Origin of the sequence: Knoellia tibetensis (assembly GCF_048606415.1) — a bacterium.
Lineage (GTDB): Bacteria > Actinomycetota > Actinomycetes > Actinomycetales > Dermatophilaceae > Knoellia > Knoellia tibetensis.
In genome coordinates, this window is record NZ_JBMBWF010000001.1 from 306593 (window position 1) to 321432 (window position 14840).

The window sequence follows — 14840 nt, forward strand, 5'->3', positions numbered from 1 at the left end:
GGGGTGTGGACACCCCGGACCTCGTCGATCACGCCCACGCGCTGCTGGAGCAGAACCGCTACGTCACCCTCGGGTCCGTCGGCGGGGACGGTCGGCCGTGGACCTCGCCGGTCTACTTCGCCGCGGACGGGCTCGCCGACTTCTGGTGGGTGTCGAGCGAGAGCTCGCGGCACTCGGTGAACCTCGGGGCGCGGCCGGACGTCAGCCTCGTCGTCTTCGACTCGACCGTGCCGGCCTACCACGGGCGCGCCCTGTATGCCGTCGGGCGGGCGTCCGTGGTGGTTGGGGACGGCCTCGATCGGGGCTTGGCGATCTACCCGGGGCCCGAGTCGCGGGGCGGCAGCGCCATCACTGCGGAGGACGTGACGGGCGAGTCGCCGTGGCGGCTCTGGCACGTGCCTGCCGACGAGGTGTGGGTGCTCTGCCCGCGCGAGCCGCGACAGCCCTGCCCGCTGCACGGACGCACCGACGACCACCGCGAGCGCATCCACCCCCTCCCCTGACGCTTGCGTCCGCAACTGTGGTGGCCCCGCCGTCATCTCGCCGGACGTTGCGAATGCCGTCCGCTTGCGTCCGCAACTGTGGTGGCCCCGCCGTCGCCTCGCCGGACGCAAGGGGGCCCGAAAGGCGAGCGCTGCGAGTTGGAGGGGCGGACGGCATACGCAACGATGGGTGGGGTGACCCAGACGACGACTGACGCCACGTCCACGGACCTCCTCCACGCCGCCGACCCCGCCGATGCGCCCTGGTGGCGCGACGCGGTGATCTATCAGATCTACCCGCGATCGTGGGCGGACTCCGACGGCGACGGCATCGGTGACCTGCCCGGCATCACGGCGCGGCTGCCCTACCTGCGCGACCTCGGCGTCGACGCGATCTGGCTGTCGCCGTTCTACGTCTCGCCGATGAACGACGCGGGCTACGACGTCGCCGACTACCGAGACATCGACCCCGTCTTCGGCTCGCTCTCCGACGCCGACGCCCTCATCTCGACCGCGCACGGCCTCGGGCTCAAGGTCCTCGTCGACCTCGTCCCCAACCATTCCTCGAGCGAGCACGAGTGGTTCCGAGCGGCGCTGGCCGCCGGACCGGGCAGCCCGGAGCGGGCCCGCTACATCTTCCGCGAGGGCAAGGGACCGGGTGGCGAGGAGCCGCCGAACAACTGGCCCTCGGTCTTCGGCGGCGAGGGCTGGACGCGGGTCACCGAAGCCGACGGGACGCCGGGTGAGTGGTACCTCCACATCTTCGACACGACCCAGCCCGACTACGACTGGAACAACCCCGAGGTCGGCGACGAGTTCGCCTCGATCCTCGAGTTCTGGTGTGAGCGGGGAGTCGACGGCTTCCGGGTTGACGTCGCTCACGGCCTCGTCAAGGAGGATGGGCTGCCCGACTGGGACGGCCCGATCCAGATGCTCGACGCGAGCGACATGAGTGCCGAGGCCGCGCTTCCGCCGTCGCACGAGGAGTCGGCGCGGATCCACGAGACCGGTGAGGGACGACGCCCGCCGATGTGGGACCAGGACGGCGTGCACGACATCTACCGCCGCTGGCGCTCCGTGCTCGACGCGCAGCCCGCGCCCGACCGGATCCTCTGCGCGGAGGCGTGGGTCAAGCCCGAGAGCCGGCTCGCGCAGTACGTCCGCAGCGACGAGATGCACCAGGCGTTCAACTTCGACTTCCTGGACACGCACTGGGCGGCCGGTCCGCTGCGCGAGTCCATCACGACGTCCTTCCGCGAGAACGACAACGTCGGTGCGCCGACGACGTGGGTGCTCTCCAACCACGACGTCGTCCGGCACGCCTCGCGCCTTGGGCTCGACCAGTCGCTCCCCCGGCCCAACGGCATCTCCGCCGACCGCGCCCAGCCCGACGCTGAGCTCGGTCTGCGCCGCGCCCGGGCAGCGACGATGCTCATGCTCGGGCTCCCGGGCAGCTCCTACGTCTACCAGGGCGAGGAGCTCGGCCTCCCGGAGTCGACCGAGATGCCGCACGAGTTCCGCCAGGACCCGACGTTCCACCGGACGGAGGGCAAGGAGATCGGTCGCGACGGCTGCCGCGTGCCGATCCCGTGGGTGCGCGACGCGCCGAGCCTGGGTTTCGGTCCTTCGGACGCGACCTGGTTGCCGCAGCCGGAGTCCTACGGTGCGTATGCCGTGGACCAGCAGGCCGGCGTCGAGGGCTCGACGCTCGAGCTCTACCGGTCGCTGCTTGCGGCCCGGCGGGCCGACCGCCTGGGTCTCGGGTCGGCGTCGTGGCACTCGCTGTCCGGTGGTGACGTGGTGGCGATCGTCAACGCGTCGGGTGACGGGGGCCGGCGGACGCTCGTGCTCGTCAACCTCGGCACGGGGGCCGTGGAGCTGCCCGAGGGCGCGACGGTGACGCATTCGTCGGGTGACCTCACCGCGGACGGGCGCGTACCCACCGATGTGGCCGTGTGGGCCAGGCTCTGAGCCATGGCACGCGCGGGCGACTTCGCCTACTTCGAGCACAGCGGACCGATCGCCATGGCGCATCGGGGCGGTGCGGCATACGAGCCGAACGTCGGTCTCGAGAACACCGTCCGGGCCTTCCGTGAGGCCGTCTCGATGGGCTACCAGTACCTCGAGACCGACGTCCACGCGACCTCGGACGGGCACCTCGTCGCCTTCCACGACACCCACCTCGACCGCGTCACCGACGCCGAGGGTGCGATCGTCGAGCTCCCGTATACCGCCGTGGCCAAGGCGCGGATCAACGGCACCGACGCGGTGCCGCTGCTCACCGAGCTGCTCGAGGAGTTCCCGACGACGCGGCTCAACATCGACATCAAGGCCGACACTGCGCTCGCGCCGACGGTCGAGACGATCCGCGCCCACAACGCGGTCTCGAGGGTGTGCATCGGGTCGTTCAGCGAGCGACGGTTGCGGGCGGCGCGACGCGCGCTGGGTCCGGGTCTCGCCACCGCGGCAGGGCAGGTCGGGACGGGTCTGCTCCGCTACAGTCCGGCGATGCTGTCGCGCTGGCTCCACACCTCGGCGCCGGTGCTCCAGATCCCGGTGGCCTACCGGACTCGCGGACGTGAGCTGACTCTCGTGACACCGGGTCTGCTGCGCATCGCCCACCGACTCGGCAAGCAGGTGCACGTCTGGTTCCACCCGTGGAGCGACGAGGACGCGACCGAGATGCACCGTCTGCTCGACCTGGGCGTCGACGGCATCGTCACCGACCACATCGACGTGCTGAGGGATGTGCTCGCTGAGCGCGGCCACCCGCTGCAGCCGACTGCCTGAGGGCGGAGACGGCCCGCGCCGGCGTCACGGCTGGCTGGCGGCGGGCTCGCGTTGGGGCTGCGGCGGGCCCACGAAGACCTCGCGGCGCACTCGCGTAGCGTGACCGCGTGAGCACACGGGGACTGGCCGAGACGGGGGTCGAGCAGCGCCGGGGCGGTGGGTTGTTCGGGTCGGAGTTCGCCGCTCTGACGTTCGCCATCGTCGCCCTCATCACCGTCATCGCCTTCGAGTCGATGGCGGTGTCGACGGCGATGCCCGAGGTCGCCGTCGAGCTCGACGCGGTGCGCTCCTACGGGCTCGCCTTCTCGGTCATGCTGACGACCCAGCTGCTCGGGATCGTTCTCGCCGGGGTGTGGTGCGACCGGTCGGGTGCGCTGCCGTCGCTGCTCGCCGGGCAGCTGCTCTTCGCCGTCGGGTGCGGGCTGTGCGGTGGTGCGACGGAGTTCTCGGTCTTCCTGGCCGGGCGTGCGGTGGCGGGACTGGGTGCCGGACTGACGTTCGTGGCCGGGTTCGTCGTCATCGGGCGCGCCTACCCGGAGGCGTTGCGGCCCAAAGTTTTCAGCGTCCTCAGCGCGGCGTGGGTACTGCCCTCGCTCGTCGGTCCGGTGCTCGCCGGCTGGGTGGCCTCGACCTGGTCGTGGCGATGGGTCTTCTGGATGGTCGTGGCACCGGTCGCCGTGGCGCTCGTGGTCCTCGTGGTGCGGCGCGGGCAGATCCGCGCGGCGGACGCCGGGGTCGAGCCCTCGAGCCGTGACCACCGGGCGCACGTGCGGGCGGCGTGGCTCGGGCTGGGGATCGCGGTCTCGGCCGGGGCCATGCAGTGGGGCACGCACGAGCTCGAGCTCGAGTGGTCGCCGCGCACGATCGGTGGGTTGCTCGGACTGCTGGGCGTGGTGCTGTGCGCGCCGCGGCTGCTGCCGGCGGGGACGTTCACGCTGCGGCGCGGGCTGCCGTCGGTCATGCTCAGCCGCTTCTTCCTGCCGTGTGCCTTCTTCGGGACGATCACCTACATCCCCCTCATGCTCACCGGCGAGCGTGGCCTCACCCTGGCGCAGGCCGGCTCGCTGCTCGCGATCGGGTCGATCGGGTGGTCGCTCGGGTCGTGGGTGCAGGGGCGTGACACCTTCGCGGGACGACGCGACCGGTTGGTCGTCCTGGGCGGTGCGACGTTGGCCGTGGGGCTGGCCGGGGTCGTGCTCGTGACCTGGGCCGGGTGGTGGCCGTGGCTCCTCGCGCTGCCGCTGGCGGTTGCCGGACTGGGGATGGGGCTCGGGACGGCGAGCCTGTCCGTGCTCGCGCTGTCGCTCACTGCGCCGGCCGACCACGGCTCGGCGTCGTCGTCGCTCCAGCTCTCCGACGTACTCGGGTCGGTCATCGGGATCGCGGCGACGGGTGCGGTCTTCGCGGCGCTGCACACGCGGGCCGGCGAGGACGTGCCGGCGTTCGTGGCGATGTGGTGCGGGACGGCTGTCGTGGCGACGCTCGTCGTCATGGCGGGTCGCCGCATCCGCACCTGAGCGCTGGGCTCCTCTGCAAGGATTTGGGCACCAGCGGGGCCTCGGACCAGCCGCGCTTCGACCTCGGAGGCACGGTGAACCGACACGCTCTTCGCCTGACCGCCGGTGTTGCGGCGCTCGGGGTGGCGACCTCTGTGTTCGGTTGGCTGGCGGGCGGGATGTTCATCGCCGCGGCTGGCATCCCTGTGGCCCTCGCCGGTCTGGTGGGGATGCTCTGCGTCGCGGTGGCTGGCGCGGTGTCGCGAGTCCGTCGCTGACGCGGACACGGCCGATCCGTCGAAGGCTCGATGTATGCTCATCCATTTTTCTGCGTGACTTTCCCACCTGAAGCGCAACGCCTGCGACGTGTGTGACGGGCGTGGCTCGAACCATGCAGGCCGGCGAATAAGCCTGCGCTGCAGTCGTATTCGACGGACGGCGACTGTCAGTGGTCGCTTCTAGGGTGGGTGCATGACGGAGGGGACCACGCCAGCAGCGAGCCTGGGGTACGCCGAGTGCCTGCGCCGGCTCGAGGCCGCACGTGAAGCCGCCGCCGCGCTGCCGTCGGTGCTGTGGCAGGCCTCCGGCGCCGACCTCGCCGCCGGGATGGAGGCTCTCGGAGAACTGTCGGCCGCGTGCGAGGGCGCCGAGGTCGCGGTCACCGTCGAGGCGATCGACCGCGGCGAACCCGGCTGCTCCTCACCGCCGCAGACGCCGCGCGAGTGGGTGGTCGCGCACCACCGCCGGTATGCCGTCGCCGGCGCCTCCCGCCTGGTCGACGTCGCGCAGGCCTGCCGCCAGCCCTCGAACCACATTCTGCGCGAGGCCGTGGTCATCGGTCGGGTCAGCGTCGATGCCGCGCAGGTCGCCCTCAAGGAGATGCGCCTGCTCGCACCTCATCTCAACCCGGACGCGGTGGACACCGTCTGGGACGGGCTCATGACCCTAAGTGAGCGGCAGGACGCCCGCACCGTCCGGCAGCTGCGCGAACGGCTGCTGGCCGCCCATGGCGTCGATGGCGCGTTCGACGACACCGGGGTCAAGGCCCGCGCCGGTACCGCCCTCTCTGCGGGGAAGGAGATCGCGCCCGGCCTGTACGAGTACCTCCTGCGCGTCACCCGCGAAGGACGCGCCATGCTCGAGGCCGCGATCGGTCCCGGGTCAGCGCCCGTGCCCGGACCCGACGGCGAACCCGACGAACGACCGGTGGCGCAACGCCGAGCCGAAGCGCTGGTGTCCGTGGTCGGTCGTGCCCTCACCGCCGGAGACCGCACCTGGTCCTCCACCAAGGCGCAGGTGTTCGTCGGCATCGCCCTCGCAGACCTCCAGACCCGTCACAAGGCAACCGGCCGCGGGTCAGCGCACGCCGACGCAAGGCTCGGCGTCCCCGGCGCCGGGACACTGCTCGGGGCGCTCACCAGCGGCGACCTCGTCACTCCCGACACCGTCCGGCGGTGGGCCTGCGACGCCACCATCATCCCCACCGTCCTGAACTCGTGCGGTGAGGTCGTCGACCTCGGCCGCGCGACCCGCCTGTTCACTCCCGCCCAGGTCAAACGGCTCTGGCTGCGCGACCGGCACTGCACCTACCCCGGCTGCGACGCCCCAGCCGCCTGGACCGACGCCCACCACCTCACCCACTGGGCCGACGGCGGCCCGTCCGACCTGACCAACGCAGCCCTGCTGTGCCCACGCCACCACACCGTCGTGCACAGCCGACGCCTCCACGGCCGCGTCACCACCAACGAGCACGGACGACAGCAGGTGACCTGGGACCTCACCCGCGGCTCCTACGACGCCGTCCTCACCGGCCTCGACACCGGCCACGGCCACGGCCACGGCGGACCCGGGCACAACCACACGGCCCTCACTCACCTCGACACCGGCCCCGAAGACGGCGATACCGGACCTGGTTACCGCGAGAGCGGGGCGGGCCAACGCGTCTCCGGCGACGACACCACGTGGCACCGACCATGACCCAGCCCCGCCCCCGACGCGAGCCACGTCGGGCTGTCCACCGAGTGCGTCGCGAGGGGGTCAGCGACGAGTGAGCGCGTGTCCCGCCGACGTCGTGAGCCGGGTCCAGCGTCCGTTGGTCGCGATCGTGGACTCTGCACCGGCAGTGAGGAACCCGAGCGCGTACCCGGCGAAGGCGAGAGCTGCGGGATACGCCGGTCCGCCCTTCTCGAGGTCGCTCGCCCCGCCGCCGACGTCCCCGTCGGCCGTCCCGATGATCCGCCCCCAGACGCGTTCGCGCAGCGCCGCCACGGCAGCCGAGCCCGCGCCTTCCGGTGTCCCGTCGGCGACCTCGGCGATGCCGTCCGACGCCACCCGCTGCAGCGCCTCCGAACCCACCGACCCGACGACTTGCCACCCCGACCGGGGCGGAGACACCGCGGCCCACGCGGCCGACCCCGTCATCGGGGGCACCGGCAGTACGGCCCGCTCCCCCGGCCGCGCAACTCTGTCCGACACAGCCGCCAGCGGCACGAGGACGTCGAGCTCGGCCGGCACATCGAGCGCCGACGTCCGCAGCCCGAGCGTCGTGCCGGTCCCCATGAGGCCCGCCCCGGGCAGGACGCACACCCACGACGCGAGCACCGACCCCACGGCCTGGAGCCGCACGGCACCGTCGGCGTCGAGCGCACGGGCGCGGGCGGCATACCGGCCGAGGTCCTGGAGCGACTCGGGATCGGCGAGGACGAGCTCGGAGACGACCGCGCCGCTCACCGGCGCGACCACCGGAAGGCGACCGGTCCGCCGACGTGCTCGTCGAGCACCGCGCGCTCCTCCGGGCTGAGCCGGCGAGGCCGTGACGTCGTGAAGTCGTAGACGACGAGTCCGGTCTCGGCGACGGCATACACGCGTTCGCCGAGCGACTCGGGGTCGCGCACGACGTAGCCGAGGTCGAAGCCCGCGCCGTGCACCCGCGTGACCCACATGTCGACCTCGATGGGAGCGTGCCGGTGTGTGAGAGGCGCGACGTACTCGATCTCGTGGCGCGACACGATGACGCCGGTGTCGAGCAGTGAGCGCTCCTCGCCGAACCACTCGCGGAAGCCGATGACTCGCGCGTCCTCGAGCAGCCGGAGGTACTGCACGTTGTTGACGTGGCCGTAGGCGTCCATGTCGGACCAGCGCAACGGCACCTCGGTGCGGTAGGGACGAGCGGTGGGAGCGGCGTCGGACACGGACATGCGCCCAGTCTCCCAGCCCGGACCAGCCGTCGGCGACCGCGGTCCTAGGGTGGACGGATGCCGCTCTCCCCCACGACGAACGCCCACCTCGACCACATCCTCGCCACCGGCCAGCGCGACCACCGACTGCCCTCCGTGGCGGCCGGTCTCGTCCGCGGCGGCGAGCTCGTCTGGTCCGGAGCCGTCGGAACGGTCGACGGCCGCGCGGACGGCGCTCAGGTCGACGCGGACACGCAGTTCCGGATGGGGTCGATCACCAAGACCTTCGTCGCCGTCGCCGTGATGCGGCTGCGCGACGAGGGCCTGCTCGACCTCTCCGACCGGTTCGGCACCCACGTGCCCGGCAGCGGCCTGGCCGACGTGAGCATCGAGCAGCTCCTCAGCCACGCCGCGGGCGTGCAGGCGGAGACGCAGGGCGACTGGTGGGAGCGCACGCCCGGCGGCGGCTGGGACGACCTCGTCGGGTCGGGCGTCGGCACCCGGTTCCGCTCCGGCCGCCGATTCCACTACTCCAACACCGGGTATGCCGCCCTCGGTCGCCTCGTCGAGGTGCTCCGCGAGCGCCCGTGGTTCGACGTCGTGCGCGACGAGCTGCTCGAACCGCTCGGGATGACGCGGACGACCCCGCGGCCGAGTGGCGTTGCGGCACAGGGACTTGCAGTGCATCCCTTCGTCGACGTGCTGCTGCCCGAGCCCGAGCACGACGCCGGTGCGATGGCCCCTGCCGGCCAGCTGTGGACGACGGTCGGCGACCTCGCGAAGTGGGCGGCCTTCCTCGGCGGCGAGACTCGCGACCTGCTGTCGCCCGACACCCTCGCCGAGATGGTCGAGCCCCACCACGTCGTCGACGAGCCGGGGCAGCCGTGGACCGGTTCGCACGGGCTCGGCTGGCAGGTGTGGAACGTCGACGGTGCGCGGTTCGCCGGCCACGGAGGCTCGATGCCCGGCTTCCTCGCGAGCCTGCGCGTTCACCTCGACGAGAGCGGCGGCAACGGCGATGGCGCACCGGGTGCCGCGGGCGACGGCGTCGTCCTCTTCACCAACACGACGTCGAGCAAGGTGCTCAAGGACCTGCCGCGCCAGCTGCTCCGCACGATGCGCGAGCTCGAGCCGGCACCGGTGACGCCGTGGGTCGCGGCGGGCTCCCCTGACGTGCTCGAGCTGGCGGGCACCTGGCACTGGGGTCCGGCGGTCGAGACGGCGCGGTTCGTCGGCGAGCACCTCGTCCTCGGCGAGCCCGGCGCCGGTCGCGGGTCCCGCTTCCGCCACGTGTCGGACGACGAGTGGGTCGGCCTCGACGGCTACTACACCGGCGAGCCGCTGAGGGTGCTCCGCCGTGAGGACGGCACGGTCTCGCACCTCGACGTCGCGACCTTCCGCTTCACGCGCACGCCCTACGACCCGAGCGCAGACGTGCCCGGTGGCGTCCACGAGCGAGGCTGGGCCTGAGCCTGTCGGGCGTCACGCCTACGGTGGGAGCACCATGACGAACGAGACGTATGCCGGAAGCGCGCCGCCCCTGGGCGGCGCACCGACCGACGTGGCCGCGGAAGCCAGAGCGGCCCTGCGACGGCTCGTCGGACGGGACGACGTCGACTTCCGCGACGGCCAGCTCGAGGCCGTCACGGCCCTCGTGTCCGAACGGCGACGGGTGCTCGTCGTGCAGCGCACGGGGTGGGGCAAGTCGGCGGTCTACTTCGTCGCGACGGCGCTACGTCGCGCCCAGCGAGCGGGCCCGACGGTCATCATCTCGCCGCTGCTCGCGCTGATGCGCGACCAGATCGCGGCGGCCGAGCGGGCCGGCATACACGCCGTGACGATGAACTCCGCCAACGCACAGGACTGGGACGAGGTGCGCGGCGCACTGGCCTCCGACGCCGTCGACGTCCTCCTCGTCAGCCCGGAGCGGCTCAACAACCCGCGGTTCCGCGACGAGCAGCTCCCCGACCTCGCCCGCAGGTGCGGCCTGCTCGTCGTCGACGAGGCGCACTGCGTCTCGGACTGGGGCCACGACTTCCGGCCCGACTACCGGCGGATCCGCGACCTGCTCACCGACCTGCCCGACGACATCCCCGTCCTCGCGACGACGGCGACCGCCAACCAGCGCGTCGTCACGGACGTGGTGGAGCAGCTCGGCGTCGGTGGTCGCGACGTCCTCACGGTGCGTGGTGGGCTGGCGCGCGACTCGCTGCGGCTCGGGGTGCTGCGCTCCATGTCGCCCGAGCAACGCCTCGGCTGGCTGCTCGCGCATCTCGACGAGCTGCCCGGCAGCGGCATCGTCTATGCCCTCACCGTCGCCGCGGCCGAGGAGGTCGCGTCGGCCCTGTCGGAGGCGGGCCACCGGGTCGCGTCCTACACCGGCCGCACCGACCCCGCCGACCGCGAGCGGCTCGAGGGCCAGCTGCGCGACAACGAGGTCAAGGCGCTCGTGGCGACCTCCGCGCTCGGGATGGGCTTCGACAAGCCCGACCTCGGGTTCGTCGTCCACCTCGGGGCGCCGTCGTCACCGGTCGCCTACTACCAGCAGGTCGGACGTGCCGGCCGCGCCACCGACCGCGCCGACGTGCTCCTGCTCCCCGGACCCGAGGACAAGGACATCTGGCTGTACTTCGCGTCGGTCTCCATGCCCCGCCAGGAGCAGGCCGACGCGGTGCTCCGCGCCCTCGCCGAGGCCGGGCGACCGCTCTCGACGGCGGCGATCGAGACGATCGTCGACGTGCGCCGCACCCGCCTCGAGCTGCTCCTCAAGGTGCTCGACGTCGACGGCGCTGTCGCCCGCGTCCAGGGCGGCTGGGCGTCGACAGGGCGCCCGTGGACCTACGACGCCGAGCGCTACGCCCGGGTCGCCCAGTCACGCAGCGACGAGCAGCAGCTCATGCTCGACTACGAACGCACGACCGAGTGCCGGATGGCCTTCCTCCAGCGCACGCTCGACGACATGAGTGCGCAGTCGTGCGGGCGGTGCGACACGTGCGCAGGCCCTTGGTATGCCACCGATGTGCCCGACACCGTCGTCGGCGCCGCCCGAGAGCGCCTGGCCCGCGTGGGAGTCGACCTCGACCCAAGGGCACAGTGGCCGACGGGCATGGACCGCCTCGGCGTGCCGGTCAAGGGCAAGATCCCGGCCGACGAGGCCCTGTCGCCCGGCCGTGCCCTCGCCCGCCTCAGCGACCTCGGCTGGGGCCAGCGGCTGCGCGAGGTTCTGCGCGAGGACGCACCCGCCTCACCCGAGCTGCTGCGCGCGTGCGTCGGTGTCCTCGCCGGATGGGGCTGGAGCGAGCGCCCGGCCGGCATCGTCGCCGTCCCTTCGCGATCGCACCCCCAGCTCGTCCAGTCGCTCGCGCACGGACTCGCCGAGATCGGCCGACTGCCCCTGCTCGGCACCCTCGACCTCGAGCACGGCGGGCCCACGGGCGAACCGGGTGGCAACAGCGCGTTCCGGCTCGCGGGCGTGTGGGAGCGCCTCGTCGTCGGGCCCGACCTCCGTGCCGCCCTGGCGGGGGTGCGGGGTCCGGTCCTGCTCGTCGACGACCTCGTCAGCTCACGCTGGACGCTCACCGTCGCAGGTCGCGAGCTCCGCCGAGCGGGGGTCGACGGTGTCCTGCCCTTCGCCCTGGCGGTCGACGGCTGACCCGGCCTCCCGAGCGGCGAGCCGCGCCGGCGGGTGGACGCGCACGGTCACGAGCGGCAGGAACGCCTGGACCGCCGGACCGATGAGAAGCGCATAGAGCACGGTGCCGACGCCGACGACGCCGCCGAGCAGCCAGCCGACGGCGAGCACGCTCAGCTCGAGGGCCGTGCGGATGACCCGGATCGACAAGCCGGTGCGGCGCGCCAGTCCGGTCATGAGCCCGTCACGAGGGCCGGGGCCGTACTGGCTGCCGATGTAGAGCGCTCCGCCGAGCCCGTTGACAAGGATGCCGCCGAGGAGGAACGCCCACCGCACCCAGAGTGACTCCGGCGTCTCGAGCACGGCGAGCATGACGTCGGTGGCGATGCCGATGACGAAGACGTTCGCGACCGTGCCGAGCCCCGGCCACTGTCGGAGCGGGATCCAAAGGAGCAGGACGAGGAAGCCGACGACGACCACGACGGTGCCGAAGCTCCAGCCGACCTTCTCCTGCACACCGTAGTGGAAGACGTCCCACGGGTCGAGCCCGAGCTCGGCGCGGATGAACATCGCCATCGCCGTGCCATAGAGCCAGAGCCCGACGAGGAGCTGGGTCACGCGGCGCACGGTGTGGCCGGCGCGCAGCTGCTCCATCGGGGTCATCGGGACGAGGTCGACGCGCCGGGCGGCACCTGCGCGAAGGGACTGGATCGGGCTCATGCCGAGCATCCTCCCCCACAAGTGGCCTGACGATCCATGGCCACTTGTGCGACAGTGGCCCCATGCCCGCGCCCGTCCTCTCCGCCGTCCGTGCCGCCGACCTCATCGGGCCCGCGCGACGTGAGGGTCCGGCATACCAAGGCGTCGCGGACGCCCTGCGGCTCCTCATAGCGGACGGCCGCATCGCGGTCGGGACGCGGCTGCCGAGCGAGCGCGACCTCACCGCCGCGCTGGGGCTGAGCCGCACGACCGTGAGCAGCGCGTATGCCGTGCTCCGCGACCGTGGCTACCTCACCTCGCGTCGCGGGTCGGGCAGCGTCGCGAGCCTGCCCGCGGGCGTCGTGCGACGCGACACGGGCCTGCACCTGTCGCCGCACGTGCCCGAAGGGGCGATCGACCTCACCTGCGCGGCCCAGCGCGCGCCCGCCGGGATGACCCAGGCCGCGGAGGCGGCGATCGCGGCCTCGCCGGACTACCTCAGCGGCAGCGGCTACCACGTCGACGGCGTGCCCGAGCTGCGCCGGGCCATCGCCGACCACTACACCGAGCGCGGGCTTCCGACGAGCGCCGACGAGGTGCTCGTGACAACGGGGGCCGTCGTCGGCACGGCCATCGCCGCGCGGGCGCTTCTCTCCGCCGGCGACACCGTCGTCATGGAGACGCCGACCTATCCGAACATCTTCCCGACGCTGCGCCAGCTGCGCGCCCGCATCGCCGCCGTGCCCGTCGAGCCCACCGGGTGGGACGTCCCGACGATGACGTCGACGATCCGGGCGGCGGGTGCGCGGGCAGCCTTCCTCCTGCCGGACTTCCACAACCCGACCGGCAACCTCATGTCCGACGAGCAGCGCGCCGAGGTCGCACAAGCATTGCGGCACACCAGGACCACGGCGATCGTCGACGAGACGGTCGTCGAGATCGCCCTCGACCACGACGGCCCGATGCCGCTGCCCTTCGGCGCCCACCACCACGACACGGTCTCGGTGGGCAGCGCATCGAAGTCACACTGGGGCGGGCTGCGGATCGGGTGGATCCGCGCACCCCAACATCTGCACGAGCGCCTCCACGCCGCGCGTGTGCCACTCGACATCGGTGCGCCCGTCATCGACCAGCTCGTCCTGCTCCACCTCATGCGTGCCGCGCCGGGCATCACCCAGGAGCGCCGTGCGCTCCTCGTCGAGTCGCGCGACGCTCTGGTCACGGCCCTGCGTACCCGCTGCCCCGGGCTGCGGTTCGTCGTCCCACGCGGCGGGCTGTCGCTCTGGGTCGAGCTGCCGAAGCCGGTTGCGCTCGAGGTCACCCTGGCCGCCGAGGACGAGGGGCTGCTCTTCGCCGACGGTCCGCGCTTCGCCGCGGCCGGTGGGCTCGACCGCTGGATCCGCCTGCCCTACGTCCTCGGCCCGGACGAGCTCACCGAGGCGGTCGAGCGGCTGGCCCGCGCACTCGCGACCGTCGCCGACGGGTCGTCGGCGCGGCATCGTGGCACCCGCCGACCACCACGCGGCCCCCTCGTCGCCTGAGCACGGGCGTCGTTAGGGTGACGCCTGTGAACGATGCCGCAGCCGATACCCCTCCCGCGCTGGCCGAGCTGCTCGCCGTCCTCGACCTCGAGGAGGTCGGCCGGGCGGACATGAGCGTCACCGCCTCCCTCGGGGGCGGCTCGGGCGCCACGACGTCGCCGCTGGCGTTCGCCGAGGAGATGACACTCTTCCGCGGGCAGAGCCAGAAGATGCCGCACGGCCGCGTCTTCGGCGGGCAGGTGCTGGCGCAGGGCCTCGTCGCCTGCGGCCGCACCGTCGGGCCGGGCGAGGGCGACGCACCGCGCCCGATCCACTCGCTGCACGCCTACTTCATGCGTCCCGGCGACGACACCCAGCCAATCACCTTCGCGGTCGAGCGGATGCGCGACGGCCGTTCGTTCTCCACCCGCCGCGCGCACGCGATCCAGAACGGCAAGCCGATCCTGTCGATGAGCTGCTCCTTCCAGGAGCCGGCCGACGGGCTCGACCACCAGGACGAGATGCCCGACGTGCCCGGGCCCGAAGGGTTGCAGTCGCTCAGCGACGTCTTCGGCGGCATCGACCACCCCGGCGCCAAGCACGTCGCCGACCGCGCCATCGAGCAGCGCCACGTCGAGGGCCAGCTCTTCCTCGCACCCGCCGAGGAGCGGGTCGCGCGGCAGAGCGTGTGGACCCGCGCCGTCGGCCGCCTGCCCGACGACCCGCTGCTGCACTCAGCGGTCCTCGCCTATGCGTCCGACTACGCGCTCCTCGAGCCGGTGCTCCGCAAGCACGGCCGTCAGTGGGTCGGCGGCGGGCTCAACGTCGCGAGCCTCGACCACGCGATGTGGTTCCACCGGCCGGCGCGTGCGGACGACTGGCTGCTCTATGCCCAGCAGTCGCCGTCGGCGCAGGGCGGACGCGGCCTGTCCATCGGCCGGATGTTCACCGCCGACGGCACGCTCGTCGCCTCGACCGCCCAGGAGGGCATGCTCCGCGTCCGCGACTGACGCACGCGGACTGATTGCGCACCAGCGACATCCGAT

The 14840-nt window shown here is 72.7% G+C and carries 12 protein-coding genes; 9 read left to right on the top strand and 3 right to left on the bottom strand.

Annotated elements, in window-relative coordinates; all coding sequences use genetic code 11:
* The first annotated feature begins 5 nt into the window (after window positions 1–5).
* From ACOJV7_RS01425 to ACOJV7_RS01445, 5 genes are all read left to right on the top strand, one after another.
* On the top strand, window positions 6–503 hold the full coding sequence (locus tag ACOJV7_RS01425; RefSeq protein ID WP_420188379.1) for a pyridoxamine 5'-phosphate oxidase family protein: 498 nt from the start codon (window positions 6–8) through the stop codon (window positions 501–503).
* 165 nt (window positions 504–668) lie between these two features.
* On the top strand, window positions 669–2453 hold the full coding sequence (locus ACOJV7_RS01430) for a glycoside hydrolase family 13 protein (protein WP_420188380.1): 1785 nt from the start codon (window positions 669–671) through the stop codon (window positions 2451–2453).
* Window positions 2454–2456: 3 nt separating this feature from the next.
* A complete protein-coding gene (locus ACOJV7_RS01435; protein ID WP_420188381.1) occupies window positions 2457–3272 on the top strand; it encodes a glycerophosphodiester phosphodiesterase family protein in 816 nt (271 codons plus the stop codon).
* Window positions 3273–3379: 107 nt separating this feature from the next.
* Window positions 3380–4789: an MFS transporter gene (locus ACOJV7_RS01440; RefSeq protein ID WP_420188382.1), complete on the top strand. Its 1410-nt coding sequence runs from the start codon at window positions 3380–3382 to the stop codon at window positions 4787–4789.
* A 450-nt stretch (window positions 4790–5239) separates the two neighbouring features.
* Window positions 5240–6745: an HNH endonuclease signature motif containing protein gene (locus tag ACOJV7_RS01445; RefSeq protein WP_420188383.1), complete on the top strand. Its 1506-nt coding sequence runs from the start codon at window positions 5240–5242 to the stop codon at window positions 6743–6745.
* Between the two features lie 60 nt (window positions 6746–6805).
* Here the strand turns inward: ACOJV7_RS01445 and ACOJV7_RS01450 are convergent, their stop codons facing one another.
* Both ACOJV7_RS01450 and ACOJV7_RS01455 read right to left on the bottom strand, forming a co-directional pair.
* On the bottom strand, window positions 6806–7498 hold the full coding sequence (locus tag ACOJV7_RS01450; protein ID WP_420188384.1) for a DUF8185 domain-containing protein: 693 nt from the start codon (window positions 7496–7498) through the stop codon (window positions 6806–6808).
* Window positions 7495–7965: an acyl-CoA thioesterase gene (locus ACOJV7_RS01455; protein WP_420188385.1), complete on the bottom strand. Its 471-nt coding sequence runs from the start codon at window positions 7963–7965 to the stop codon at window positions 7495–7497. Before ACOJV7_RS01455 ends, ACOJV7_RS01450 begins: the two co-directional genes overlap by 4 nt.
* Window positions 7966–8022: 57 nt before the next feature.
* Here ACOJV7_RS01455 and ACOJV7_RS01460 point away from each other — a divergent pair, with 57 nt between their 5' ends.
* Both ACOJV7_RS01460 and ACOJV7_RS01465 read left to right on the top strand, forming a co-directional pair.
* Window positions 8023–9414 carry a serine hydrolase domain-containing protein gene (locus ACOJV7_RS01460; protein WP_420188386.1) on the top strand — a complete coding sequence of 464 codons (1392 nt, stop codon included), beginning with the start codon at window positions 8023–8025 and terminating at the stop codon, window positions 9412–9414.
* Window positions 9415–9448: 34 nt separating this feature from the next.
* Window positions 9449–11596: a RecQ family ATP-dependent DNA helicase gene (locus ACOJV7_RS01465; protein WP_420188387.1), complete on the top strand. Its 2148-nt coding sequence runs from the start codon at window positions 9449–9451 to the stop codon at window positions 11594–11596.
* Here ACOJV7_RS01465 and yczE read toward each other — a convergent pair.
* Window positions 11507–12295, bottom strand: coding sequence for a membrane protein YczE (gene yczE / locus ACOJV7_RS01470; protein WP_420188388.1), 789 nt, complete (start codon window positions 12293–12295; stop codon window positions 11507–11509). The genes ACOJV7_RS01465 and yczE overlap by 90 nt on opposite strands.
* A gap of 62 nt (window positions 12296–12357) precedes the next feature.
* Between yczE and yczR the strand changes: the two genes are divergently transcribed.
* Window positions 12358–13815 carry a MocR-like transcription factor YczR gene (gene yczR, locus ACOJV7_RS01475; protein WP_420188389.1) on the top strand — a complete coding sequence of 486 codons (1458 nt, stop codon included), beginning with the start codon at window positions 12358–12360 and terminating at the stop codon, window positions 13813–13815.
* 26 nt (window positions 13816–13841) lie between these two features.
* Window positions 13842–14804 carry an acyl-CoA thioesterase gene (locus ACOJV7_RS01480; RefSeq protein WP_420188390.1) on the top strand — a complete coding sequence of 321 codons (963 nt, stop codon included), beginning with the start codon at window positions 13842–13844 and terminating at the stop codon, window positions 14802–14804.
* Window positions 14805–14840 lie beyond the last annotated feature (36 nt).

Bases quoted from the DNA above. Each gene is read 5' to 3' on its own strand.
- ACOJV7_RS01445 (WP_420188383.1), top strand. From the start codon at position 5,240: ATGACGGAGGGGACCACGCCAGCAGCGAGCCTGGGGTACGCCGAGTGC.
- ACOJV7_RS01430 (WP_420188380.1), top strand. From the start codon at position 669: ATGGGTGGGGTGACCCAGACGACGACTGACGCCACGTCCACGGACCTC.
- yczE (WP_420188388.1), bottom strand. From the start codon at position 12,295: ATGAGCCCGATCCAGTCCCTTCGCGCAGGTGCCGCCCGGCGCGTCGAC.
- ACOJV7_RS01465 (WP_420188387.1), top strand. From the start codon at position 9,449: ATGACGAACGAGACGTATGCCGGAAGCGCGCCGCCCCTGGGCGGCGCA.
- ACOJV7_RS01460 (WP_420188386.1), top strand. From the start codon at position 8,023: ATGCCGCTCTCCCCCACGACGAACGCCCACCTCGACCACATCCTCGCC.
- ACOJV7_RS01455 (WP_420188385.1), bottom strand. From the start codon at position 7,965: ATGTCCGTGTCCGACGCCGCTCCCACCGCTCGTCCCTACCGCACCGAG.
- ACOJV7_RS01435 (WP_420188381.1), top strand. From the start codon at position 2,457: ATGGCACGCGCGGGCGACTTCGCCTACTTCGAGCACAGCGGACCGATC.
- yczR (WP_420188389.1), top strand. From the start codon at position 12,358: ATGCCCGCGCCCGTCCTCTCCGCCGTCCGTGCCGCCGACCTCATCGGG.